Raw genomic sequence first — 22,045 nt, 5'->3', positions numbered from 1 at the left:
TCAGGGCGGTAGCGCGGCCACCAGGCCCAGCGCTACCGCCTGACGCACCCAGTCTGCCACATTGCCCGCCTGCATCGTTTTCATGGCCCTCAGCCGATAGACTTCCACGGTTTTAGGGCTCACCTCCATGTGTTCGGCAATTTCTCGGTTGGTCAACCCACGAGCCACATGGGTCATGATCTGCTGCTCCTTTGGCTTCAGCGCCGCATAGCGCGCCTGCAGATCAGCCACTTGTGCCTGTGTCTGCTGCCGTTGGCGAGCGTATTCGAGGGCCCGCTGCACGATCTCGATGAGCTGCTGATGGTTGAAGGGCTTCTCGATAAACTCGAACGCCCCGGCTTTCAGGGCGGCCACCGCCATGGGAACATCGCCGTGGCCGGTCATCATGATGATCGGCAGGGTGTCCTGCTGATCCAGCAGGGCCTGCTGTACCTGTAGGCCGCTGAGGCCGGGCATACGCACATCCAGCAGCAGGACGGCTATGTGATCGCGCTGGGCCGCCAGAAACGCGTCTCCGCTGGCAAAGGGCTGGGCAGTCAGGCCGACCGACGACAGCAGCCATACCAGCGATTCGCGCAGGTCGGTGTCGTCATCGACCACGGCAATGGTGGAAAGGGGCGGTTCCATCAAACGTCTGTCTCCGTACGTAGCAGTACTTCAAAACAAGCCCCTTGGGGGCAGTCGCGAAGCGTCAGGGCGCCGCCCATGCTTTCCAGCAGGGTTCGGCTGATGGCCAGACCCATGCCCAGCCCATCGTCCCGGGTGGTGTAGAAGGCATCGAAGATGTGCGGGCGCTGGGTATCGGGCACGCCTGGCCCTTGGTCTTCAACGCTCAGCGTTAGCTGGCGATGCCCGCTGGGTCGAACCGTGATGACCACGGGGGGGCGGTCGGGCATCTCACGGCTGGCGGTCAGTGCATTCAGCAGCAGGTTGACCAGCACCTGCTCCAGCGCGATGGGGTCGCCATAGACCCTGGGGAGCGCGTCAGATAACGGGCGCTGCAAAGGGATCGCTGCCTGCTGATACTGCCACTCACAGAGCTGACAGGCCGCCTCGATCACCGGAGCCAGCGCGACCGGGTGCACACGATGGCTGCGTTTGCGTACGAAGCTGCGCAGATGTCGCAAGCGTTGTGCCAGGCGGTCGACCTGCTGGTTGATACGTTCCAGCGGCAGACGCAGTTCTTCGGCAGAGGGGGCAGGTTGCTGCTGACACTGCATCAGCGCGCCGCTGGCGTAGTTGGCGATGGCGCCCAGCGGCTGGTTCAATTCGTGGGCAATGTTGGACGCCAGCTCACCCGCGGCCGCCAGTCGGTTGGCATGGGCAATGTGCTCCTGATGGCGGCGCGCCTGGGCTTCGGCCTGCTTGCGCGCGCTGATATCGCGGTTGATGAGCGCGAAGTGGCCGGGCTCGGCGCCCTGAGCCCGGTGGGCCAACACGACGCTGAGCACGGGCAGCAGGGCATCTGGTGCGCGTATCTCCAGCTCGCCGCTCCAGGAGCCGTAACGCTCGACGGCAGGAAAGACCACCTGCCGAAGCAGCCGCAGCGACTCGCAGGAGTATACGGTCTCCAGGGGAGCTTGCAGGGCCTCGTCGGGCAGTGCCAGGCAGCGCCGAGCGGCTTCATTGGCGCTGAATACCCGCTGGTCGGGCCCCAGAAACAGCACGTAGTCGGTGGTGGACTCGACCACCTGCGCCAGGCGTTCTCGGGTGGCTTCGGCTTCGATGCGCCGCCCCACGTCCCGTGAGACACAGAGAATGTCCAGCAGCTCCCCCGTGTTGGCGTCTCGTCGGGTCCGGCTGGTGGTTTCAAACCACACGTAATGGCCCGCCTTGGCGCGAAAGCGATAGGTCTGCTGGTAGAACCCATCATGGTAATAAACCCGTGGTGACTTGTTGAGCAGCGCGCTCAGGTCGGCGGGATGAAAGAGCTGATAAGCCGAGACGCCAATCAACTCCTCGGGCGCGTACCCCAGCAGGTCGCGGGCGGCTTGGGAGGCATACAAAAACGTGCCGTCGCGGGCATGCCGAGAGATCAGGTCGGTGGTGCTTTCCGCCAGCCACTGGTAGTGGCGCTTCTCCTCTTCCAGGGCGGCATTGCGCGCCTGTAACGAGGCGATTTCTGCTTGCAGGCGGGCTTCCAGCGGCGTGGTCATGGCATTATCGCGCGGGGTCCAGTACGCCACCCAGCGAGGCATTGCGGCGGAACCAGCCAGCAATGCTGGTGCGCGGCAGGCGCGTGGGCAGCACTTCGTGAGGGATGGTTTCCGATAAAAAGCAGGCAAACGTTCCCGCTTCGGGTACGACCCGGGCCACTTCCCGGCTGGGGTCTTCGGGGTCGTAGATGACCATTTCGCCTCCGCCGTCGGCGGGCCAGTCGGGGGTGAGGTAGCCGACGGTCGAGATGACACGATTGGCCCGCCCGCGAAAGCTGTCCAGATGGCGTTGGTAAAACGCCCCGGCAGGGTAGTGGGCAAAATGTGCCTCGTACTCGAATAGACCAAGAAACAGCGCCTGATTCAACGAGCGTTGCAGCTCGGCCATGGCGTCGAGATAGTGCCGCTGGGCTTCGCTTTCACGGTCCAGCCAGTGGATGGCGTCGCCGCGAATATCCTTGCGCAGCAGGTGCTGCTGACCACGCCCAATGCCTGCTTCATCGAGCGCATCGTGGGCTGCCAGGTGCAGCAGCTCGCCTTGCAGCGCCTGGCACAGGGCCGGGTCGATGACCCCTTGGCCCACGTACCAGCCCTGTTCCACCAGGGCGTCGACCAGAGCCACGTGGGCATCGGGGGCAAGAGCATGGGGGCGGGTGTCCATGGAAGCGATCATGTGGTGTGTCTCGTGACTGGCTTGTCGTTGCGATTGACGGTGGCTGGGCGCTGAGGAGAGCGCCGTTCGGGGTAGTGGCGCAAGGCGCCGACCGGGCGGCGGTAAAGGTCGATGTCCATGCCAAACCCTTCGGCCAGCAGCTCCACCAGCATCATGGCCGAGAGCCCCCAGATCACGTGGCTGTCTACTCGGTAGCTGGGCACGTAGTGAGCGACGCCATCCACGGTGATGACATCGGTATGGGTGCGCTGGTCCTCCAGAAAATGGCTGAGCGGCACTTCGAAAATGGCATCCAGCTCCGCCGGGTCTGCCACCAATGGCAGGTCGGGGGGGATCAGGCCTACCCAGGGGGTGACCCGTATCCCGTGCAGCGAAATCACATCGGACAGGCGCCCCAGCGGTTGCACTGCCTGCGGTGCTAGCGCAATCTCTTCCTGTGCCTCCCGCAGTGCGGTGGCGTAGAGGTCTGCATCGGTGGCTTCGCGCTTGCCGCCGGGGAAAGCGACCTGGCCGCTGTGGGTAGTCAAGTGGCCCGCGCGGCGGGTAAACAGCAGCGTCGGCGACGGCCGCTCGACGATGGGCATCAAGACGGCGGCCTCTGGCAGAGTAACGTGGTCCAGCCGTTGAGGCGTATGCAGTTGCAGCTGTTTGCGCAGTTTCTCTAACATAGGGGATTCCCGTGACTTTGTTCTCTTTTACCCAGCCATGACGATCAGCGTCAAGCGCGTTGATAGCTCGCCCTTCCAGCCATAGAGAAAACGCGATGAACTTTTGTAGTCAGTGTGGTGAAAAAGTCCGCTTTGCGGTGCCTGAAGGAGATGACCGCCCCCGCTACCTGTGCGATGCCTGCGGTACCATTCACTACCAGAATCCGCGCATTGTGGCGGGTACGCTGCCGGTGAGCGGCTCGAAGGTCTTGCTGTGCAAACGCGCCATTGCGCCGCGCAAAGGGTACTGGACGCTGCCGGCAGGCTATATGGAAAACGCCGAAACCACGCAGCAGGCCGCATCCCGGGAGACCTGGGAAGAGGCCTTCGCCGACGTCGCGCTGGGAGACCTGTACACCTTGATCGACCTGCCGCACATCAATCAAGTCTACATGATTTTTCGTGCCGACCTGGTGGGTGGCTTCAGTGCCGGACCAGAAAGCCTGGAGGTGGCGCTTTTCGAAGAGCACGAAATCCCCTGGGACGCGCTGGCCTTCCCCACCATCGAGCGGACCCTGCGGCACTACTTCGAAGATCGCCAGCAGGCGGAATTTCCGCTGCACATCAGCAAGATCACACCCGAAGACCGCGAGCGCTACTTCGGCAGTGCCTGATGAGGCAGCGGAGAGGACGCCTACAGGTTGGCCAACTGCCACACGTCGTAGGCCACTTCCTCGTAGGGGTGGGCCAGCTTGAGGGCGGCAATGGCCGCCTGGATGTGCGCGTCGTCACAGACCAGCTCCACCTTGAACTCTTCCACCCGCTCCAGGGTGCCTACCTGACCGATATGCGGTTCGGCACCCTCCATCGGCCGAAACTGGCCGGTGCCGCGGGTCTGGAAACAGACGTGCTCATAATCACCGATACGCCCCGCACCCGCGTCGAACACGGCGCGCTTGACGCTCTCCACATGGTCAACAGGAACAAAAAAAGCGAGTTTATACATGGATCATGACCCTTTTTGAGCGGCGAAAGTCAGCAGAGGGCCACATGATACGCGATTTGGCGGTAGGTTGGGCACCGCCACCCTGTCAGGGGGCGGTGCCCTGTCGCTGGCTTACCAGGATTTATAAGGCAGGAACTTGCCGTTCAGGGTGAGCAGCACGCGGTCGCCTTTGGGGTCTTCGATCTTTTCCATATCCATGGTGAAGTCGATGGCGCTCATGATGCCGTCGCCAAACTTCTCCTGCACGACATCCTTGAGGGTTTCACCGTAAACGCCGACCACTTCGTACAGGCGGTAGATGAAGGGGTCCTGGGGAATGGCCTCATCCCACGCCTTGGTGGGGAAGGCGGTCAGCGCGGTGGCCACGTCGCCATCGACTTCCAGCACGTCGCACAGTTTATGGGCGACATCGGCACTGGCACTGTTCATGCCGTAGCAGGCTGACGCCACCCAGACCGGTGACATGCCGACCGCGCTGGCAATCTCGTCCCAGCTCATTTGCTTGCGTGCCTTGGCGGCCAGAAGGGTGTGACGCATTTCAAGCTTATCCATGACGGATCTCCTTGGGAGTAAATGTGACCAGCTTTTCCTGGGGCGGCACCGTCGTCGGTGCCGGAGTAGAGACGGGCGTGGCGCTGCCTTCTGCCAGGGTCACGGGGTTGACCGGTGTGGGGTAGCGCAGGCCCTTACCGTCGGACTCCTGGGTACGTAGCTCACTGGAGCGGTTCACCAGGAAATCGACGAGGTAGTTGCGAATCGTATAAAAGTGGGGATGCTTGACGATCTCCGCCCGCTGGCGCGGCCGTGGCAGGTCGATTTCGACCGCTTCGGCAATCCGCGCCTGGGGGCCGTTGGTCATCAGGAAGATACGGTCGGCCAGCAGAATGGCTTCGTCCACGTCGTGGGTGATCATGAACACGGTCTGCTGGTCCTGGCTCCAGATCTTGACCAGTTCGTCCTGGATGACGCCGCGAGTGAGGGCATCCAGGGCCCCAAAGGGCTCATCCAGCAGCAGCAACTTAGGCTTGGTGGCAAACGCACGCGCGATGCTGACCCGCTGGCGCATGCCGCCAGAGAGCTGGGCGGGCTTGCGGTCGACCACTTCTTTCAAGCCCACCAGGGTCAGATATTGCATGCTGTGTTCGGTGATCTCGTGCTCGCTCCAGGCGGGCCAGCGGGCACGTACGCCAAAGCGCACGTTGTCCAGCGCAGTGAGCCAGGGCAGCAGGCTGTAGTTTTGAAACACCACGCCACGTTCGAGGCTCGGCCCATGGATCTCCTTGCCATCCATGACCATGGAGCCTTCGGAGAACTGATCCAGCCCGGCCAGCGCGTTCATGATGGTGGATTTGCCACAGCCGGAGTGGCCAATGATGCAGACGAACTCGCCCTTCTTGAGCTGAAAGCTGATGTCTTCGAAGACCGTGAGCGGTGCAGCGTCCTTGCCAGCGCCGGGGAAGCGTTTGGCGGCCTTCTGCACCTCTACAAAGGCATGACTCATGACAGGCTCCTTATTCGGCGTAGGTGACGAAACGGGCGACATAGCCCAGCGACATATCCAGCAGCATGCCGACGACGCCAATCATCAGGATGGAAAAGATCACGCTGGTCAGGTCCAGGTTGTTCCACTCGTTCCAGACGTAGTAGCCGATGCCGGTACCACCCACGAGCATTTCTGCGGCGACGATGACCAGCCAGGCAATACCGATGGAGATGCGCATGCCGGTGAGAATGGTCGGGGCCGCGGCGGGCAGAATGACCTTGAAGGCCGTTTGCAGCGGCGACAGTTCATGGGTGCGTGCCACGTTCACCCAGTCGCTGCGCACGCCGGCCACGCCAAAGGCGGTATTGAGCAGCATCGGCCAAATGGAACAGATAAAGATCACGAAGATGGCCGAGGCTTCGGCATCCCGGATGATGAATAGCGCCAGAGGCATCCAGGCCAAGGGAGAAATCGGCCGCAAGACCTGAATGAACGGGTTGAGCGCTTTATACGCCAGCGGTGACATGCCAATCAGAAAGCCGATGGGGATCGCCACCACGGCGGCCATGAGATAGCCGCTGAGCACGCGGTAAAGGGAGTAACCCAGTTGGATGCCGATCCCCTTGTCGTTGGGGCCTGCATCATAGAAAGGGTTGGAAAGCTGCTCCCAGGCCCGCTCGAAAATCGCTGAAGGCGGGGGAACGCGGGCCGTTTCATCGGCCCCGCCCAGCAGCAGCTCGTATTCGCTCAGCTCTTCCGTGCCGCCCATCAGCGGCGAGCGGTCGAGTCCTTCCCAAAGCCCCAGCAGTACGGCGAGCAGGACGAAGGCTAACAAGCCAGCGCGCACGTTCAGGCTGATGTTCCAGTCGGTGGTGGTGCGGTCCATGATTAGCTCCTGCGGATATCAAAGCTGGCCAGATACCCTTCGGGGTCGGTGTAGTCGAAGGTCTTGCCCATGATCTGGTAGTTGCGCGAGGTCTCTTCGGGGGCGTCGTAGCCCAGCTCGTTCATCACCGTGCGTGCTTCGCTGGCCAAAAAGACATCCCGGGCAATCTGCTGATAATCGACGCTGCCCTCGATGTAGCCCCAGCGTTTCATCTGGGTCAGGATCCAGACGGCCATGGATTGCCAAGGGAAGGGGTCGAAGTCGATCCGGTCCGGCACGTTCTGAACATTTCCCAGGCCATCGGCAAAACGCCCTGTCAGCACCTGCTCGATCACCGTGACCGGCTGGTTCAGGTAGTTGGTCGGGGCAATGGCCTCGGCGATTTCCGAACGGTTGGCCGGGTCGGACGAGTATTGGGTGGCATCGATGATCGCCCGCAGCAGCGCGCCGTAGGTGTTGGGGTTTTGCTGGGCAAAGCGAGCGCTGGTGGCAAAGGCGCAGCACGGGTGGCCGTCCCAGATCTCCTTGGTGAGCAGATGAATGAAGCCGATGCGCTCGAACACGGCGCGCTGATTGAACGGGTCGGGGGAGAGAAACCCATCGATGTTGCCCGCGCGCAGGTTGGCGACCATTTCGGGGGGCGGAATGACGCGAATCTGAATGTCCTGATCCGGGTCCAGGCCATGCTCGGCCACGTAGTAGCGCAGCAGGAAGTTGTGCATGGAGTATTCGAAGGGCACGCCGAAGGTGAAGCCTTTCCACTGCTGCGGGTCACGCTTGTCCTGGTGGTCGTTGTGCAGCACGATGGCTTGCCCATTGACGTTCTCGATGGCAGGCGTCACGAAGGCCCGCTGGGTCGAGCCTGCTCCCAGGCTCATGGCCAGCGGCATGGGGGAGAGCATGTGGGCGGCATCGTACCGGTCGTTCAGCGAGTTATCGCGAATCAGCGCCCAGCCAGCGGTCTTGATCACATTGACGTTCAGGCCGTAACGCTCATAAAACCCCATGGGGTGGGCCATGATGATGGGCGTGGCGCAGGTGATCGGAATGAAGCCGATGTCCAGCTCGGTTTTCTCCAGCGGGCCCAGGCTCTCCTTGACCGCCGCCTTGATCGACTCCATGGGCAGCAAAGTGGCCAGGGCCGCTGCCGCGGTGCCGCCGCCTACCAGCTTCATGAATTGCCGACGGTGCATGTCGCTATGGCCAAAGATGCCGCGAACCAGCGCGCTCTCCACCACCCGGTCCATGATCTGTTCGGCATTGCTGGGCGGCGCTTCACCACTGGCCAGGGTGGCCTGATGGGAAGATACGCTGGGGCGGGCAGGGTGGCACTGGTGGCAATCACACTGGCGGCCATGGATCAGCGATTGACGGTGATCGAAAGGGTTGCCGAGACTGCTGTGGTCATTGTTCTCTTTCATGGGCGTTCACCTCTCAGGAGCAAATGGGCTTCTAGCTGCGCCGTCTTGGTGCGAAACAGAGCGTTGCGGCACTGTTTCGATAGTGCGACTTGTGTGCCACAACCGTCCGTTTTGTTTAAAAATTCATAAATTCAATGAGTTGTGGTGTTTGGTGGAATCTTGGAGGCCATGCTTGAAAACGACGATTTTTCGTTAATAACGATATTTCGTTGTTTAAATGACGAAATCTCGTTATTGGCCCGCTGTTTGTATGGGTAGTGGGTATGTCGCCGCCATCGCCAGGAGATGCAGATGCCCCCCATGCCCATGACGACCGAGCCTTTGATGAGCGAGCCGTCGCTCAAGCTCATGGCCAGCCATGCCCCGCTGGCCATGCTGGTGATCGACCCGCTGGCCGATGAGCTGGTGGCTGCCAATGCGTCTGCCTGCCAACTGTTGATGCTGGAAGAGGGCGATTGGCGAGCGTCGCCGTTCAGCCATCGGTTGAGTGCCTCCTTGCCGCTGTGGGTCAGCTTTACCGATGAGGTATTGACTACCGGGCAGGCGTGGTCGGATGACCTGGTGGTGCTGGACAGCGTGCGTCAGCCACGCCGGGTAGAAGTTTTCGGTGAGCGTTTGCCGGACACCCCGCGGCTGTTGTTGACCCTGATCGACCGGCAGAAGGCCGAACAGCGGCGCGCCCGAGCCGAGCTGGGGCGTCAGCATCGCCAGGGGGATGTAGGGTGGCAGCGCGTCGAGCAGGTGTTCGAGCGAATCGAAAGGCAGAACCAGCTGATTCTCAGCGCCGCCGGAGAGGGCATCTACGGGCTGGATGCGCAGGGCAGAACCACTTTCGTCAATCCAGCGGCCGAGCGCATTCTGGGCTGGAGCACCGAGGATATGGTGGGCCACGATGCGCATTTGATGTTTCACCATACCCATGCCGATGGCTCGCATTTCCCGGTGCAGCAGTGCCCCATCCATGCCTCGTTCAGCGATGGCCAGGTGCACCACGTCGACGATGAAGTGTTCTGGCACAAGAACGGTGAGGCGATTCCCGTCGAGTATACGAGCACCCCCATTTTCGAGATGGGGCGGCTGGTGGGGGCCGTGGTGCTGTTTCGCGATATCCGCGAACGCAAGCGGGCAGAGCAGCAGTTGCGCGATGCCCTGGAGGAGGTCGAGTCGCTGAAGCGGCGGCTGGAGCTGGAGAACGAATACCTCCAGGAGGAGATCAAGGCAGAGGTCAATCACCGCAATATCGTGGGCAACAGCCCGGCGGTGGCCAAATTGATCCAGCAGATTGCCATGGTGGCGCCGACCGGGGCCAACGTCTTGATCAGCGGTGAGTCCGGCACGGGCAAGGAGCTGATCGCCAGGGCCATTCATGCCGGGAGTGGGCGCAGCGACCGGCCGCTGATTCGGGTCAACTGTGCCGCCATACCGCGAGATCTGTTCGAAAGCGAGTTCTTTGGCCATGTCAAAGGGGCCTTTACCGGGGCGATGCAGGACCGTCCGGGGCGTTTCGAGCTGGCTCACGGCGGTACGCTGTTTCTTGACGAGGTGGGAGAAATTCCGCTGGAGCTGCAGAGCAAGCTGCTGCGCGTATTGCAGGATCAGCAGTTCGAGCGAGTGGGAGACAACCGCACCCGCGAAGTGGACGTGCGCGTGATTGCGGCCACCAACCGTGATTTGAAAGAGATGATCGACGCCGGGCATTTCCGAGAGGATCTCTATTTCCGGCTCAACGTGTTTCCTATCGATTCAGTGCCGCTGCGTAAGCGCATCGAGGATGTGCCTTTGCTGGCGCGACATTTTCTGCACCGTGCCTGCTTGAAGTTCAACAAGCCGGGCGTGCGTATTCCTCCCGCCCAATTGGAGCTGCTGACCCGCTATCCATGGCCTGGCAATATCCGCGAGCTCGAAAACGTCATCGAACGACAGGTGATCGTGACCCAGGACCGCCGACTCTGCTTCGACGACCTGTTGCCGCCGGAGCCCAGTGTGCCGGGGCAGGTCATGGCGGAGCGTGACAAGGGCGCCGAGCCCCTTGCCGAAACGCCGATGACCGAACAGGCGCTACAGCAGCACCAGCGGGACAATGCGCTGAAGGCGCTGGCAGCGACACAGGGCAAGATCTCTGGTGCGGGTGGGGCGGCGGAGCTATTGGGCGTCAAGCCAACGACGCTGGCCTCCCGGCTGCAAAAATGGGGCATCGACCCTCGGCAATTCAAGTGCCGTGAGCGTAAAAAGCCCCCCACCAACGGTGCATTGGACTAAGGTAAAAGGGCCTGGGCTGGGTAGGCGCTTTGTACACACAAATTCGCCAAGTTCAAGGCTAGCATACATACATGAATGTAACTATAATGCCCACTCTTTCAGACTGGCGCTGTGCGTCTTCCAACGTTGACACCTAGAGGCAATCCCATGCGACTAGCACACTGGGCAGTCAATGCCCCTTTACGCCCCTTGCTACTGGCCGTGCTGACCTCCTCCTTCATTCTGCCTGCCCAGGCGGCTGACCTGGTCACCATTACCCGTGATGCGTTGAACAACAACGCCGCCCTTGCCTCGGCACGCGCCGAATTTTCTGGCGTAGAGGCGGGCCGGGACGTGGTGCGCGGTGGCTTGCTGCCCCAAGTGAATGCTTCCGGGAGCGTCGTGCATAACCAGCAGTACGAAAGCCAGGGCTCTGCGCGGGGGGCAGGCGTCGACGTAGGGGCCGACCAGGCTGCAGTGGGGGTCAGCGATGATCGCTTCAACACCGCATCGCTGTCGTTGGAAGCGACCCAAGCGCTGTTCAATGCCGTGACGCGCCAGGAACTCAACCAGGCCGAGCGCCAGATCGATCAGCAGGTTTACCTGCTGGCCGCGACGGAACAGCAGCTGCTCATCGACGTGGTCAGCGCTTACTTCGATATTCTGCGCGCCCATGAGGTTCTGGAAGCGCGTCAGGCGCAAGAGCGCGCCATTGGCCGCCAGCTGGAGCAGGCCCGCGAGCAGTTCGAAGTCGGGCTGATTGCGATTACCGAAGTGGAGGAGGCGCGGGCCAGCTTCGACCAGTCTCGGGCCGACCGCATTGCCGCCGAGAGCAGCCTGCAAGTGGCGTTCGAAGCGCTGGAGCAGTTGACCGGGCAGCGTTACGCCAACATCGATGCCTTGGGCGACGCCATGCCGATTGCGCTACCTGCGCCCACCGACCGTGACTATTGGGTCGACCAGGCACTGGAGCGCAACCCGCAGGTACTGGCCCAGCGGGCAGGCATCGAGCTGTCTCGGGCCGGTGTGGAAATCGCCCGGGCAGGACGTCTACCCACCGTGCAGGCGTTCGCCAACTATCAATACTCGGAAAGCGACAGCGATGTGGTCAGTGGCTACAACTCTTCTAGCCAGGTAGGCGTTTCCGCCAACCTGCCGATTTACACCGGTGGCAGCACCAGTGCGCGTATTCGTCAGGGCACCTTCCAGCTCGAAAGTAGCCAGTACGACTTCGAGTCCCAGCGCCGCACCACGATTCAACAGGTGCGCTCGCTGTACACCCAGGTCAGCAACAACGTGGAAACCGTGGATGCTCGCCGCCAGGCCATCGTGTCTACCCGCAGCGCTCTGGAAGCGACGCGCGCAGGCTACGAGGTGGGTACCCGCAATATCGTCGATGTGCTGAATGCCGAGCAGAACCTCTATAACGCTATCGCCAGCTACGCCGAAGCGCGCTACGACTACGTGGTGAATCTGATGTCGCTGCGCCAGCAGTCGGGCATGCTGGACGTGGCGGCCATCGAGGAAGTCAATGCCTGGCTGACCGGTGACAGCGTCAACTTCACCCTGCCTGAAAGCAACGCGCCTGACACTTACCAGCGCGCGATGGACATTGGTGCTCCTCCTACCCCAGGCGCCTGAGCGCGGCCAGTGGGGGCACGCCTGCGATCCGTCAACGTACAGAAAAAATGAATGGGAATTCGACGCATGAAAAGAGTGATGCACTCCACCCGGGCGAGCCTGGTGACGCTGATCGCCGTGCTGGCGCTGACCGCCTGTGGCCAGGAACAGCCATCCCAGGAGCCGCAGGGCCAGCAGCAGGAAGCGCGGCCCCACGCGGTGGAAGTCGCTGAAGTAAGCCGTCAGGACATTCCGCTCAACAAGTCCTACCCTTCGCTGCTGCGCAGCGACAGTGAAGTCACGCTGGTGGCGCGGGTCAACGGCTTTCTGGAAGAGCGGCATTTCGAACCCGGGCAAATGGTCGAGGAGGGAGATCGCCTCTACACCATCGAGCCGGACTTGTACCAGGCCACGGTGAACCAGCGTGAAGCAGACCTGCAGAGCGCCCGGGCAGAGCTGGCACGCGCCCAGCGGGATGCGCAGCGTTTCGAGCAGCTGCTGAGCCAGAACTCGGTCAGCCGCCAGCAGTACGACCAGGCGCTGGCAGAGCAGCGGGTTGCGCAGGCCAGCGTGGCACAAGCGGAAGCCGCCCTCACCAGTGCCAATCTGGACCTGGGCTACTCCAACGTCACCGCGCCCGTTTCGGGCATGATCAGCTTGAGCCAAGTCAACGTGGGCAACCTGGTCACGTCAGGCACTGAGCTGGCCACCATCACGCCTCTGGACCCGCTGGAAGTGCGCTTTCAGCTACCTCAGCGCGATGCCTTCGAGCTGCGTCGCCAGTTGGCCGCAAGCGCCGGTGACATGTCCTCCATTACCGCCCATCTCAGCGTGCCCGGGTTAGCGGGTAGCGCTGGGGGTGAGCTGGCGGGACGCTTGAACTACCTCGGTTCCCGCGTGGATACCGGTACCAGTACGGTGCAAGCCTCGGCCACGTTCGACAACCCCAATGGTGATGTGTTGCCTGGCCAGTTCGTGCGCGTTCGCCTCGAAGGCCTCAAGCGGTTCGACGTCATCGCGGTGCCTGAAATTGCCGTTACCCAGGGGCTGATGGGCCCTCGTGTCTTCGTACTGGATGACGAGAGCAAGGCGCGTGAGCGGACGGTTCAACTGGGCGATGTGGCTGGCCCCTGGCAGATCATCGTGGATGGCCTGGAACCTGGCGAGAGCGTCGTAGTGGGTGACCCGGCGGGTCTCGAACCGGGCATGGTGATCGACCCGGTGCGTTTCGATGGCGATGCAGAACAGCTGGTCGATGACGTGGAAGAAGCCGAAGCGCAGGAGCAGCAGGAGCAGGCCGAAGCGGCTGCCGAGATGTCCGAAGGCGCTGGTGAAGCGCCCGCGGAAGGGGAAGAGGGTGCTCAATAATGAATTTCTCTAACTTCTTTATCAGTCGTCCGATATTCGCCACGGTGCTGGCGATTATCCTGACGCTGGTAGGCGCGATGGCGATGCGGATACTGCCCATCGAGCAGTATCCCAGCGTGGTGCCGCCCACGGTCTCGGTACAGGCACAGTTCCCCGGTGCCGATGCCGAGACCGTGGCACAGACCGTGGCCGCGCCCCTGGCGGAAGCCATCAACGGCGTGGAGGATATGCTGTACATGACCTCCAACAGCGCCGACAACGGCCTGATGAGCCTGAGCGTGGCGTTCAACATCGGTACCGATGGTGATATCAACACCATCAACGTCAACAACCGCGTGCAGGGGGCCTTGTCCCAGTTGCCAGAGGCCGTTCAGTCTCAGGGTGTCACCGTGGAGCTGCGTTCCGACTCCATTCTGATGCTGGTCGCGCTGACCTCGCCCAGCGGTGACTACAACAATGTTTACATGCAGAACTACGCCACCCTCAACATTCTCGATGAGCTGCGTCAGGTGCCTGGGGTGGGCAATGCCGAGGTGCTGGGGGGAGGCGAGTTTGCCATGCGGATCTGGATGGATCCCGACAAGCTGGCCCAGTACGACCTGACCCCGAGCGAAGTGGCCAGTGCCATTCGCGCTCAGAACACCGAAATTCCGGCCGGTAATCTTGCCGCGACGCCCCAGAGCGAGCCGCGTGCCTATACCTACACCATTACCGCTGGCGGGCGTCTTTCCAGCCCGGATGATTTCCGCAACATCTTCCTGCGCACCAATGCCGATGGTTCTTCGCTGCGCCTGGAAGACGTGGCGCGGATCGAGCTGGGCGCCTCCTTCTACGGTGTGGATGCGCGTTTGAACGGCGCGACCATGACGCCCATCATCATCAACCAGCAGCCGGGCGCCAACGCGCTGGAGACGGCCAACTCGGTTCGGGCGACCATGGAAGAGCTGGCTGAACGCTTCCCGCCGGGGCTCGAGTACGTGACGCCTTACGATACGACGCTGTTCATCGATGCGTCCGTCGAGACGGTGCTCAAGACGTTCATCGAAGCGTTCCTGATCGTTATCGTGATTCTGTTCATCTTCCTGCAGAACTGGCGCTTCACGGTCATCGCCATGTCGGTGGTGCCGGTCTCGGTGATTGGTACCTTTGCCGGCTTCTACCTGTTCGACTTCTCGATCAACCTGTTGACGCTGTTCGCGCTGGTGCTGTCGATCGGTATCGTGGTGGATGACGCGATTCTGGTGGTGGAGAACGTCGAGCGGGTGCTCAGCGAAGAGGACGATATCAGCGTTCGCGATGCCACCATTCGCGCCATGAAAGAGGTCGGTGGGCCGGTCATCGCCACGTCACTGATCATGGCGGCGGTGTTCGTGCCGGTAGCCTTCATGGGTGGCTTCACGGGCCAGATCTACCAGCAGTTCGCGATTACCGTGGCGATCTCGGTGGCGTTGTCGGCGCTGATGGCACTGACCTTCACCCCGGCGCTGTCCGCGATCTTCATCAAGCACAACCTGCACAAGACCCGTCAGTCCGCTTTCAAGCGAGCCATTACCACGCCGCTGCGCCTGTTCGATCGTTTCTTTGCAGGCTTCACGGCGCTCTACATGTGGTTCGTGAAGAAGCTGGTGCGCTTCTGGGTGCTGGCGCTGGCGCTGACCGTGGCGGTAGGGGCGGGCTCTTACTGGCTGTATGCCAATACGCCCTCCACGCTGGTGCCCGAAACGGACCAGGGGATCGTGCTGGTCAGCGTGTCGCTGCCGGACGCTGCCTCGCTGGATCGTACCCAGAACTACATGGCCGAGCTAAGTGCTGCCATTGAAGATATCCCCGGCGTGCAGTACTCCTCGGCGGTGGCGGGGTATGACATTCTCTCCAGCGCGGTGAACACCGCACGCGGGATCATGTTCGTCAACATGCAGCCTTGGTCGGAGCGCGACCTGACCGCCAACGAGCTGGTGGGCCGTATCATGCAGCTGGGTGCCAGCATCGACGGTGGTTCGGCCATGGCCTTCAACGTGCCGCCCATCATGGGGCTGTCGACCACTGGGGGCTTCACCGGCTACCTGCAATCCTTCGACGGCGCATCGCCCCGTGAGCTGTATGAAGCATCGCTGCAGATCATGGGGGCGGCGAACCAGCACCCTGCGCTGAATCAAGTATTCTCCACGTTCAACGTGAACGTTCCCTCGTTCCGGGCGGAGATCGACCAGCAGAAAGCGTTGAGCTACGGCGTGGCCCTGGAGAATATCTCTTCGGCACTTTCCAATACCTTCGGTAATGGCTTCGTCAACTTCTTCAGCTACCAGAACCGTAACTTCCAGGTGTATCTGCAGAACGAGGACGAGTTCCGCAAGACCCCCGAAGACATCAACAATGTCTACGTGCGGGGCGGCAACGGTGAGCGCATCCCGTTATCCGAGTTCGTGACGCTGGAGCGCCAGGTCGGGCCTTCGGTGGTGTCACGCTTCGGGGTGTATACCGGGGCGCAGTTCCAGGGCGGGGCGGCTCCGGGCTACAGCTCGGCGCAAGCCATCGCGGCCATGGAAGAAGTCGTGCTGGAAACGCTGGGGCCGAACTGGGGCATGGGCTGGACCGGTACCGCGTATCAGGAAGCCAACCTGGGCAATACCGCCATGCTGGCCATCGTGTTCGGTATCCTGATGGTGTTCCTGATCCTGGCAGCCCAGTACGAGAGCTGGTCCTTGCCGCTGGCGGTCTTGACGGCCACCCCGTTTGCCTTCCTCGGGGGGATTGGCGGTATCGTGCTGCGCGGGCTGGATACCAGTGTCTACGTGCAAATCGGTATGCTGGTGGTCGTGGGGCTGGCGGCCAAGAACGCGATCCTGATCGTCGAGTTTGCCGAGCTGCAGCGTAAAGAGCAGGGCAAGACGATTCGTGAAGCCGCGATCACGGCGGCCGAGCTGCGCTTCCGGCCCATCGTCATGACCTCGCTGGCGTTCATCTTTGGTACGCTGCCGCTGGCCCTGGCCACCGGGGCCAGTGATGTCAGTAGCCACCATATCGGCACCACGGTGGCCGTGGGCATGGCGTCTGTCGCTATTCTGGGCAGCCTGTTCATTCCCAGCTTCTACGCCATGATTGCCACTGTTTCTGACTGGCTCTACCGCAAGCGTCATCCTGAACGCAAGGAGGATGAGCAGGCGGCGCTGGGGCACGATCAGGCCTGACCTGATCGCCAGCGATCCACCAGACGGGCACCCCACGGGGTGCCCGTTTTTTGTGGGCGTCGGGCCAAAGGCTGATACGGGTCAATGCCCGAGCTACTGACATGGCTAAGATGAGCTAAGCTGAAAGTGACCATCGTTTTAGCCTGAGTAGCACAATAATGGTCGACAATAGGCTCAGGCGAGAACAAGACCGGGCAACTTGCCCGGAGGAGAACACGCCATGCAAACCTTCATGTCTGCTGCTCTGCAGTTTCCAACCATCGTCTTTGCCCTGTTGCTGGTGCTGGGCACGCTCTATTGGCTGCTGGTGTTGTTGCGATTGGCGCCGTTGGAGCTGTTCGAACGCGATAGCCTCCGCGATGACCACATGGCGAGCACGCTCGTCTCGCTGGGGTTTGCAGGCGTGCCGGCCTCGCTGGCGCTGAGCCTGCTCGTTCTATTGGCAGGCACCATCTCGCTGGCCGTCGAACTACTGGTGCTACGCTGGCTACCGCTGGGCATGTTGAGAGTGCCCGTGGGCGTGCTGGTGCTGTGGGCTTCCTTTGCCGTTGCTTCGCCGCTGGCGGCCGCCGTGTGTCACGCCCTGCAGCGTGGGCTGCATCGCTACGCGCCGTTCCAGCGCCGTTGCCTGCTGGGCGCTACCGCGGTGGTGATCGAGCGAGACCAGCAGGGCGGTGCCACTGCTCGATTGCTCAATGAGCCGGACAGCGTGGTGCGCTTGCATTGCAAGGCGGGGGATTGCCCCCAGCCGGGTGAGCACCGGGTATTGGTCAAATATCTGGCCAGTGAAGGGGCCTACCGTAGCGTCATGGAGCAGGACTACCTGGATACGCGGGTACGCCTCAACAGACTGCGCTTGCAGCACAAGCACCATCCCAACGGCTACCCGACGTAACCAGCCCTATCTACCGCCTCTCAGGTAGCGCCACACATCTGCCAGCCACTGGCTGAACGTGCCAGCTGGCTGGGCAGGTGTTGCCGTGGACGGCGCAGCTAACGGAGTCGTCAGAAAGCGCTGTATGGGCTTGACCTGCTGGGCGTCGTTGAGCATCGGCGCATGCCCGCAGCCTGGCACGGTCATGGTCACCAACGACGGCTGTGACTCGGCCATTTTGGGCAGCGTCTCGGCGGCCAGCAGAGCCGACGTTTCACCCCGAATGACCATGAGCGGGCAGCGTATCTTGGCCCAGTCGGCCCAGGTATCCCGGGGGGTATCGTGGATAAACTGCTCGCCTATGCGAGGGTCGAAGTGGTAGGTCCAACTGCCATCGGGCAGGCGTCGTGCGCTATTGAGCGCCAGCTCGCGCCACTCCGCCTCGCTGGTGATGCCGAAGCTGGCATAGTGCTTGATCAGCTCTGCCTGCAGGTTGGCAAAGTTGTTGAAACGGTGGGTGACGCCAAAGTAGCTCGACAGCGCAATCAGCCCTTCCTTGTCGAGCTCGGGCCCAACGTCATTGAGGACCAGCCGCGCAATGCGCGGGGCGTGTTGCTCGTCGGCGGCGATCAGCATACCAAGCAGCCCTCCCATGGAGGTGCCCAGCCAGTCCACCTGCTCCAACTGGTAGTGATCCAGCAGCGCGATGGCAACGGTGACATAGTGGCTGTAAAGGTAGTCATGGGCGGGAAACAGCGACCAGCTCGATAGGCCGCGCCCTGGGGTGTCCGGGGCCAGTACGCGCCATTCGCTGCCGAGCTCGCGGGCCAGGGCGGCAAAATCACCGCCGTGGCGAGCCAGCCCGTGCCAGGCAATCAGGGTTCGTTTGGCATCGGGGTTCCAGATGCGAACCGCAATCTCCAGCTCACGTACGCGAACAAACTCCAAGGCATCCATACACGGCTCCTGTCATGGGGTGCCTGTAGTATAGATGCAATGCTGCGGTGCAGTAGAGCCTTTACTTGCGCATCATGCGGATCAGGGCATCGATGATTTCTGCGCCGCGCTCGGAGACAGAGAAGGCATCCGGCGTGCGCAGCCAGTCGTGAAACAGGCCGCCGAGTGTACACTGCATCAGGCGGGTGGCGGTTTCCGGGCTGATATCTTCGCGCATATCCTGCTGTTGCTGGGCCAGTTGGAACACCGGCAGCATTTCGTCGAAGCACTCTTCGCCGATTTCATCCTGCATGGCAATGGGGTTGATATCGCTGAAGAATTCACAGCGGTGAAGCAGGATCGACAGAATACGCTGATGGGAAGGTTGCTCGATACGCTGCAAGCCTGCGTGGCAGGCCAGGCGAATGGATTCCAGCGGCGAGACGTGTGGGTCGGCGTTATTGACTTCATCGATCAATGACTGGAAGGGCATGCGCACCCGCTCCACCAGTGCCATGAACAGATCGCCCTTGTTCTTGAAGTGCCAATAGACGGCGCCGCGGGTCAGCCCCGCATGGCGGGCAATCTGCTCAAGCGAGGTGCGAGCAACGCCTTTTTCGAAAAACACCTCTTCAGCCGCATCCAGCAGCGCTTCGCGCGTTGCCGCAGCCTCCGCTTTGGTTTTTCTTGCCATGGAACCTCACCTCACTCTCGACACGTATGCGGCGTATTTTATATGAACTCGCCGGTTTTTTACATTCAAAAGTGTATGGTTAATCGCAGAACTTCATAGCGTGCGTTAACAAAGATGTCGGATAATGCTAAATAGAGTTGTCAGACATCAGGTTTTCCAACCTTTTAGCTACTGCACGATGCTTGATCGAGGAGTTGTCATGGGGCGAGCGCCTTTTACGCTAGCCGGGCATGAGGTGTTGCCCGGCCAGCGGTTACAGATCGATGTGCCGGTGGCACGCCTCTACACCCACACACCGCTGCATATTCCCGTCGAGGTGGTGCATGGCCGCAAAGAGGGGCCGGTCATGCTGGTCTGTGGCGGTATTCATGGGGATGAAATCAACGGCGTGGAAATCGTGCGGCGCGTGCTGCGCTCGAAGTCCATCAACAGCCTGCGCGGAACGCTGATTGCCGTGCCGGTGGTCAATGTCTTCGGTTTCTTGCAGCAGACCCGCTACCTGCCCGACCGCCGCGACTTGAACCGCTGCTTTCCGGGCAGCGAAAAGGGCTCGCTGGGGGGGCGTATTGCGGCGTTGTTCAGAGATGAGATCGTCGATCATGCGACGCATATCATCGACCTGCACACGGGGGCGATTCATCGCACCAACCTGCCGCAAATTCGTGCGCAGTTGACCCCTGGCAGCGAAACAGAGCGCATGGCCGATGCCTTTGGGGCCCCGGTCATTCTGAATGCCGAACTGCGCGAAGGCAGCCTTCGCCACTACGCGCAGAACCTGGGCATTCCCGTGCTGACCTATGAAGCCGGTGAGGCACTGCGTTTCGATGAGTGGGCGATTGCGCCTGGCGTCAAAGGCATTCTCAGGGTCATGCGCCGCCTGGGCATGCTGAGTGGCGAGCAGCGCCGCCGTACTCCCGCCCCCGCCGAGCTGGCCAATGGCTCCAGTTGGGCGCGTGCACCTATCGATGGCATTTTGCGGCCCCAGGTGCGCCTGGGGGCGCGCGTGGCCAAGGGCGAAGTGCTGGGCAAGGTAGCGGACCCCTTCGGCAATGATGAGGGCGAGGTGCTGGCCATGGCCGATGGCATCGTAATTGGCATGAGCCGTTTGCCGCTGGCCAATGAGGGCGAAGCGCTTTATCACATCGCTCGTTTCGATGAGATAGAAGAAGCCGAGACGGCCATCGAAAGCTTTCAATCCAGCCTGGAACCGCCTCCCGACTCCCTGTATTGAGCTTTTTTGATAGCAAATATTGATCGCTTCAATAGCCAACGTTAAGGCGCCATGGATGGCGATATGCCTGCTTGTTGACTATACCTGTGGGGGAGCCAGCCAGCGCAAAGGCGAAAGCCTCGTGCGCTGTGGGCCATTTCCAACGACGCAACGGCGTCTGGTCGAATGTGACAAGGAGGAAGCGCCATGAGTAGCCACCAGCACCCCACCACCAATGAAGCCGGTATTCCGGTTGCCAGCGACGAGCACTCGCTTTCGGTCGGGGCCGATGGTCCCATCGTCATGCATGACCACTATCTGATGGAGCAGATGGCGGCCTTCAACCGTGAAATGATTCCTGACCGTCAGCCCCATGCCAAAGGCAGCGGGGCGTTTGGTCATTTTGAAGTGACTCAGGATGTCAGCCAGTACACCAAGGCAGGCTTTCTACAGCCGGGCAAGAAGACCGATGTGCTGATCCGCTTCTCGACCGTGGCAGGCGAGAGCGGAAGCCCAGACACTTGGCGGGATCCCCGCGGGTTTTCCATCAAGTTCTACACCGAAGAAGGTAACTTCGACATGGTGGGTAACAACACCCCCGTGTTTTTCGTTCGCGACCCGATGAAGTTTCAGCACTTCATTCACTCCCAGAAACGTCGGGCTGACAACGGCCTGCGAGACCACGACATGCAGTGGGATTTCTGGACGCTGGTGCCCGAGTCGGCCCACCAGGTGGCATGGCTGATGGGAGACCGGGGCGTGCCTGCCACGTGGCGGCACATGAACGGCTATTCCAGCCATACCTATATGTGGGTCAATGAGGCAGGCGAGCGGTTTTGGGTGAAGTATCACTTCAAGACCGACCAGGGCATCAAGTGCATGACCCAGGAGCAGGCCGACCAGATGGCCGGTAGCGATGCCGACTACCACCGTCGCGACCTCTTCGAAGCCATTCAGCGGGGGGATCACCCTACCTGGACTTTGAAGATGCAGATCATGCCCTTCGAAGATGCCAAAACCTACCGCATCAACCCTTTCGATCTGACCAAGATCTGGCCCCATGACGACTATCCGCTGATCGAGGTGGGCAAGCTGACGCTGGACAGGAACCCCACTGATTTCCACAGTGAAATCGAGCAGGCCGCTTTCGAGCCCAACAGCATGGTGCCGGGGACGGGGCTGTCGCCGGACAAGATGCTGCTGGCAAGGGCGATCTCCTATGCCGACGCGCACCGTGCTCGGCTGGGGGTGAACTACAAGCACATTCCGGTCAATACGCCCAAATGCCCGGTGTACAGCTATGGCCAAGGGGGCGCAATGCGTATTCGTCACGCCACCGACCCTACCTATGCACCCAACAGCAAGGGTGGCCCCAAGGCAGATGGGCAGCGCTTCCCGGAAGACGCCGTGTGGTCGACCGACGGCCAGTTCATACGGACGGCCTACACGCTCAGAAAAGATGACGATGACTGGGGCCAGGCCCACGCGCTGGTGCGCGACGTGATGGACGACGCCCAGCGTGAGCGGCTGGTATCCAATGTGGTCGGGCATCTCTCGGGCGGCGTCTCTGAACCGGTATTGGCCCGGGCGTTTGAGTATTGGCGCAATATCGACCAGGAGGTGGGAGAGCGTATCGAGCAAGGCG

At 61.5% G+C, this 22,045-nt stretch carries 19 protein-coding genes; 8 read left to right on the top strand and 11 right to left on the bottom strand.

Annotated features, from left to right (window positions below):
- From HSS18214_RS0106975 to HSS18214_RS0106960, 4 genes are read right to left on the bottom strand one after another with little or no spacing between them, the layout of a single operon-like run.
- The gene (locus HSS18214_RS0106975; RefSeq protein ID WP_016914571.1) at positions 1-627 is read right to left on the bottom strand and encodes a response regulator transcription factor; all 627 of its coding nucleotides are present in this window, start codon (positions 625-627) and stop codon (positions 1-3) included.
- Complete coding sequence (locus HSS18214_RS0106970) at positions 627-2,156, bottom strand: PAS domain-containing sensor histidine kinase (RefSeq protein ID WP_040460901.1); 1,530 nt, start codon at positions 2,154-2,156, stop codon at positions 627-629. Before HSS18214_RS0106970 ends, HSS18214_RS0106975 begins: the two co-directional genes overlap by 1 nt.
- Positions 2,157-2,160: 4 nt before the next feature.
- On the bottom strand, positions 2,161-2,829 hold the full coding sequence (locus tag HSS18214_RS0106965) for a 2OG-Fe(II) oxygenase (RefSeq protein ID WP_016914569.1): 669 nt from the start codon (positions 2,827-2,829) through the stop codon (positions 2,161-2,163).
- On the bottom strand, positions 2,826-3,497 hold the full coding sequence (locus tag HSS18214_RS0106960) for a CoA pyrophosphatase (protein WP_016914568.1): 672 nt from the start codon (positions 3,495-3,497) through the stop codon (positions 2,826-2,828). The genes HSS18214_RS0106965 and HSS18214_RS0106960 overlap by 4 nt, the downstream gene beginning before the upstream one ends.
- Positions 3,498-3,592: 95 nt before the next feature.
- On the opposite strand from HSS18214_RS0106960, the gene HSS18214_RS0106955 reads away from it, so the two are divergent.
- Positions 3,593-4,150 carry an NUDIX hydrolase gene (locus HSS18214_RS0106955; RefSeq protein ID WP_016914567.1) on the top strand — a complete coding sequence of 186 codons (558 nt, stop codon included), beginning with the start codon at positions 3,593-3,595 and terminating at the stop codon, positions 4,148-4,150.
- 20 nt (positions 4,151-4,170) lie between these two features.
- Here HSS18214_RS0106955 and HSS18214_RS0106950 read toward each other — a convergent pair whose 3' ends face one another.
- The 5 genes from HSS18214_RS0106950 to HSS18214_RS0106930 form a co-directional block, all read right to left on the bottom strand.
- A complete protein-coding gene (locus HSS18214_RS0106950; protein ID WP_016914566.1) occupies positions 4,171-4,482 on the bottom strand; it encodes a YqfO family protein in 312 nt (103 codons plus the stop codon).
- Positions 4,483-4,593: 111 nt separating this feature from the next.
- Positions 4,594-5,034, bottom strand: a complete 441-nt coding sequence (cynS, locus tag HSS18214_RS0106945; protein ID WP_016914565.1) for a cyanase — start codon at positions 5,032-5,034, stop codon at positions 4,594-4,596.
- Positions 5,027-5,983, bottom strand: coding sequence for an ABC transporter ATP-binding protein (locus HSS18214_RS0106940; RefSeq protein ID WP_016914564.1), 957 nt, complete (start codon positions 5,981-5,983; stop codon positions 5,027-5,029). Before HSS18214_RS0106940 ends, cynS begins: the two co-directional genes overlap by 8 nt.
- A 10-nt stretch (positions 5,984-5,993) precedes the next feature.
- A complete protein-coding gene (gene ntrB / locus HSS18214_RS0106935; protein WP_016914563.1) occupies positions 5,994-6,851 on the bottom strand; it encodes a nitrate ABC transporter permease in 858 nt (285 codons plus the stop codon).
- A gap of 2 nt (positions 6,852-6,853) precedes the next feature.
- Entirely contained in the window at positions 6,854-8,272 is a 1,419-nt protein-coding gene (locus tag HSS18214_RS0106930; protein WP_016914562.1) for a CmpA/NrtA family ABC transporter substrate-binding protein, read from the bottom strand.
- 300 nt (positions 8,273-8,572) lie between these two features.
- Here HSS18214_RS0106930 and HSS18214_RS0106925 point away from each other — a divergent pair, with 300 nt between their 5' ends.
- The 5 genes from HSS18214_RS0106925 to HSS18214_RS0106905 all read left to right on the top strand — a co-directional run bounded on the left by HSS18214_RS0106925 (position 8,573) and on the right by HSS18214_RS0106905 (position 17,581).
- The gene (locus HSS18214_RS0106925) at positions 8,573-10,531 is read left to right on the top strand and encodes a sigma 54-interacting transcriptional regulator (RefSeq protein WP_371827790.1); all 1,959 of its coding nucleotides are present in this window, start codon (positions 8,573-8,575) and stop codon (positions 10,529-10,531) included.
- A 147-nt stretch (positions 10,532-10,678) separates the two neighbouring features.
- The gene (locus HSS18214_RS0106920; protein WP_016914560.1) at positions 10,679-12,151 is read left to right on the top strand and encodes a TolC family outer membrane protein; all 1,473 of its coding nucleotides are present in this window, start codon (positions 10,679-10,681) and stop codon (positions 12,149-12,151) included.
- 66 nt (positions 12,152-12,217) lie between these two features.
- Positions 12,218-13,498: an efflux RND transporter periplasmic adaptor subunit gene (locus tag HSS18214_RS0106915; protein WP_026001788.1), complete on the top strand. Its 1,281-nt coding sequence runs from the start codon at positions 12,218-12,220 to the stop codon at positions 13,496-13,498.
- Positions 13,498-16,686 carry an efflux RND transporter permease subunit gene (locus tag HSS18214_RS0106910; RefSeq protein WP_016914558.1) on the top strand — a complete coding sequence of 1,063 codons (3,189 nt, stop codon included), beginning with the start codon at positions 13,498-13,500 and terminating at the stop codon, positions 16,684-16,686. The genes HSS18214_RS0106915 and HSS18214_RS0106910 overlap by 1 nt, the downstream gene beginning before the upstream one ends.
- Before the next feature lie 220 nt (positions 16,687-16,906).
- Entirely contained in the window at positions 16,907-17,581 is a 675-nt protein-coding gene (locus HSS18214_RS0106905; protein WP_016914557.1) for a hypothetical protein, read from the top strand.
- A gap of 6 nt (positions 17,582-17,587) precedes the next feature.
- Here HSS18214_RS0106905 and HSS18214_RS0106900 read toward each other — a convergent pair whose 3' ends face one another.
- Together HSS18214_RS0106900 and HSS18214_RS0106895 are read right to left on the bottom strand one after the other, a co-directional pair.
- A complete protein-coding gene (locus HSS18214_RS0106900; protein ID WP_016914556.1) occupies positions 17,588-18,517 on the bottom strand; it encodes an alpha/beta fold hydrolase in 930 nt (309 codons plus the stop codon).
- Between the two features lie 61 nt (positions 18,518-18,578).
- A complete protein-coding gene (locus HSS18214_RS0106895) occupies positions 18,579-19,190 on the bottom strand; it encodes a TetR family transcriptional regulator (protein ID WP_016914555.1) in 612 nt (203 codons plus the stop codon).
- Positions 19,191-19,389: 199 nt separating this feature from the next.
- Between HSS18214_RS0106895 and HSS18214_RS0106890 the strand changes: the two genes are divergently transcribed.
- Together HSS18214_RS0106890 and HSS18214_RS0106885 are read left to right on the top strand one after the other, a co-directional pair.
- Positions 19,390-20,421 carry a succinylglutamate desuccinylase/aspartoacylase family protein gene (locus HSS18214_RS0106890; protein ID WP_016914554.1) on the top strand — a complete coding sequence of 344 codons (1,032 nt, stop codon included), beginning with the start codon at positions 19,390-19,392 and terminating at the stop codon, positions 20,419-20,421.
- A gap of 186 nt (positions 20,422-20,607) precedes the next feature.
- On the top strand, positions 20,608-22,045 hold a 1,438-nt coding region (locus HSS18214_RS0106885; protein WP_016914553.1), incomplete at its 3' end, for a catalase.

Source organism: Vreelandella stevensii S18214 (assembly GCF_000275725.1).
Classification (GTDB): Bacteria; Pseudomonadota; Gammaproteobacteria; order Pseudomonadales; family Halomonadaceae; genus Vreelandella; species Vreelandella stevensii.
This window is presented reverse-complemented; position numbering and strand designations above follow the sequence as displayed.